Genomic DNA, 2,909 nt, shown 5'->3' on the forward strand with positions numbered 1-2,909 from the left:
ATAGAAAGCTGTTGGCATAGTGGAAAGTGAGAAAAAGGTTATTTAGTTTAAAATAAAGTCGTTTAAAGAACAATAAAATTGTTAAAAAATAGAATCAAGTCATTCTATTCAACAATCGGGCAGTTATCTCCCACCTAACTTCCTCGCATTCGCCGAATTTTGAGGTGGGAGTCTTATTGCCCGCAAATAGCGGGATAAATTTTTACACATAAGGAGATAAAGACTATGGCAAACAACAGATTACTAAGAATGGACAATGTCAGCATCGTTGTAGAATCTCTTGATAACGCAATCTCTTTCTTCAAGGAGATTGGATTAAAACTCGAAGGGCGAGCTACTGTCGAAGGTGAATGGGCTGGTCACGTAACCGGACTCGGTTCTCAGTGCGTGGAGATTGCTATGATGGTTACTCCAGATGGCCACAGCCGAATTGAACTTTCGCGATTTCTCACCCCACCTACTATAGCAGATCACCGGACAGCTCCTGTAAACGCCCTCGGTTATCTGCGCGTCATGTTCACCGTCGAGGACATTGACGAAATGGTATCCAGACTTACTAAGCATGGTGCTCAGCTCGTTGGAGAAGTAGTTCAGTATGAGAACTCGTATCGACTCTGCTACATTCGTGGAACCGAAGGAATTCTAATCGGTTTGGCGGAACAACTCAGTAACAAATAAGTAAGTGACGTTTTATAAAAGGCCTTTACTGAAATATACATTACTGAAGTAAAAATATTTGAAGAAAATTCTTATTCAATAAAACTTAGATTTTCAACCCCGTCCTAACTTTAGAACGGGGCTATACTCGTTTGAGCTTTTAAAATTAAATAACTTTATTATCATTTTACACATAGATTTCAAGACTCTATACAAACAGCTTTTTAACATATTACTTATATCTAAAAATCGTTATAAAACAATTAGATTATTCACAATACCTTTTCCTAGGAAATATAACGGACTCTTCTCACTTCTTATCATATATATCTTTTCCTTTAAATAACGAGCGAAATTCATTCAAAATAACTTTCTTCACGTCGGAATAAAAGACCATCATGAATAGCGCAGCCCCTAATAAAATCTCTTGAATTCCTTCGTAATCAATGAAAGCACTCATAATTAGCAAACCAAATCCAATATAAAAACCAAACTCATTCTCTTTCTCAAAACCCTCATCTTCTTCATCAATATGTATTTTCTCTTTAAAGTTTTGATTCCCTTTTATTAATTCATCGAGCGTAACGTTGTACATTTCGCTCAATAAAATTAAATTATCAATGTCAGGGTAACTTTTATCATTTTCCCACTTATACACCGCTTGCCTAGTTACACCGATTTTCTTTGCAACATCCTCTTGCGAAAAACCCTTTGACTCTCTTAGTTTTTTTAGCTGTGCTCCTAAGTTCATAACGTCCCCTCCTTTAACAAATTATTACATAAAAGGAGATAAAAAAGAAAGAAACTATTAGTAACACTCACTGTAAACCACCAGTTTACACAATAAAAAAGGGAGAGTAACTCTATTTTCGAGCCACTCTCCCTCTCACTTATATTAAAACAAATGAATGTTTTCTTTCTTGCAAGCTTCACGTAAATCATCAGGCCATACAGAAGATTGAACTTCACCGATATGTGCTTTACGTAAGAAGTACATACACATTCTTGATTGGCCGATACCACCACCAATTGTTAATGGTAGTACGTCTTCTAAAATACCTTTATGGAAATCATACTCACGTTTGAAGTCTTCACCAGTTTTCGTTAATTGCTCATCAAGTGCTTTACTATCAACACGAATTCCCATTGATGATAATTCGAACGAAGCTTGTAGTACTGGGTGCCAGAATAAAATGTCACCGTTTAATTTCCAATCATCATAATCGGACGCGCGTCCATCGTGCTTTTCACCTGAACGGAGTGCATCACCAATTCCAATAATAAAGACTGCACCGTGTTCTTTCGCAATTGCATGTTCACGATCTTTCGGTGTTAATTCTGGATATTTATCTTCCAGTTCTTGAGAAGTAATGAAAACAATTTCTTCTGGTAAATACTTTCCAAGGAACGGATACTTTTCAAATAAGTGATCTTCCAATTCTTTGAATATTCCATAAATTGTTTGTACTGTTTTTTGTAAGTAATCGATAGTACGCCATTCTTTTTGAACGATTTTTTCCCAATCCCATTGGTCAACATAAATGGAATGCGTTGCATCAAGTTCTTCATCACGACGAATCGCGTTCATGTTTGTATATAAACCTTCACCAGCTTCATATCCGTATTCATGTAATGCGAATCTTTTCCACTTCGCTAGTGAATGTACAATTTCTAATTCTTCTCCTGAATGTAACATATCAAATTCAATTGGACGTTCTACACCGTTTAAGTGATCGTTTAATCCTGATTTCTTCGTTACGAATAATGGTGCAGATACGCGGAATAGTTCAAGGCGCTTTGCTAATTGATCCTCGAAAAATGTTTTAACTTCCTTAATTGCGATTTGAGTCTCTCTTACTGTCATTAATGATTGATACATGGTGGTTTCCTCCTAAAATGTTTGGATGTTGTGAAAAGAAGCCAACAAAAAAAGCCCTTCTTTCCCAAAAAACTGGGACGAAAGACTTTGGTTCCGCGGTACCACCCAAATTAGCAACAGAGGTTGCTCACTTATACAGTACGGAGATTAAAAAATCTCGATACTGTTCTTCTTGTAACGGCGAAGTTCCCGGCTAAGTCTACTTTCCTATAAAGGATTTCGGTTAGCGACTCCAGGAGGTTCTTCATAATAGGCTTCGTATCAGGCTCACACCGCCCCTGACTCGCTTAAACTACATCCTACTACTACTCGTCCTTTCATAGTCGTTTTATTGTCACATCTCTGAAACATTTTATTAATGATTATTCTATAC

At 36.9% G+C, this 2,909-nt stretch carries 3 protein-coding genes and 1 other annotated feature; of the genes, 1 reads left to right on the forward strand and 2 read right to left on the reverse strand.

What is annotated here, in order from left to right:
• Positions 1 to 225: 225 nt before the first annotated feature.
• Positions 226 to 678: a VOC family protein gene (locus AB3X49_RS20530; RefSeq protein ID WP_367964404.1), complete on the forward strand. Its 453-nt coding sequence runs from the start codon at positions 226 to 228 to the stop codon at positions 676 to 678.
• A gap of 289 nt (positions 679 to 967) precedes the next feature.
• Here AB3X49_RS20530 and AB3X49_RS20535 read toward each other — a convergent pair whose 3' ends face one another.
• Positions 968 to 1,408: a helix-turn-helix domain-containing protein gene (locus tag AB3X49_RS20535; RefSeq protein ID WP_367964406.1), complete on the reverse strand. Its 441-nt coding sequence runs from the start codon at positions 1,406 to 1,408 to the stop codon at positions 968 to 970.
• A 144-nt stretch (positions 1,409 to 1,552) separates the two neighbouring features.
• Complete coding sequence (gene asnA, locus AB3X49_RS20540) at positions 1,553 to 2,536, reverse strand: aspartate--ammonia ligase (RefSeq protein ID WP_002126735.1); 984 nt, start codon at positions 2,534 to 2,536, stop codon at positions 1,553 to 1,555.
• A gap of 70 nt (positions 2,537 to 2,606) precedes the next feature.
• Positions 2,607 to 2,866: a binding site (T-box leader), on the reverse strand.
• Positions 2,867 to 2,909 lie beyond the last annotated feature (43 nt).

It is taken from the genome of Bacillus sp. C30 (assembly GCF_040838255.1).
Taxonomy (GTDB): domain Bacteria; phylum Bacillota; class Bacilli; order Bacillales; family Bacillaceae_G; genus Bacillus_A; species Bacillus_A mycoides.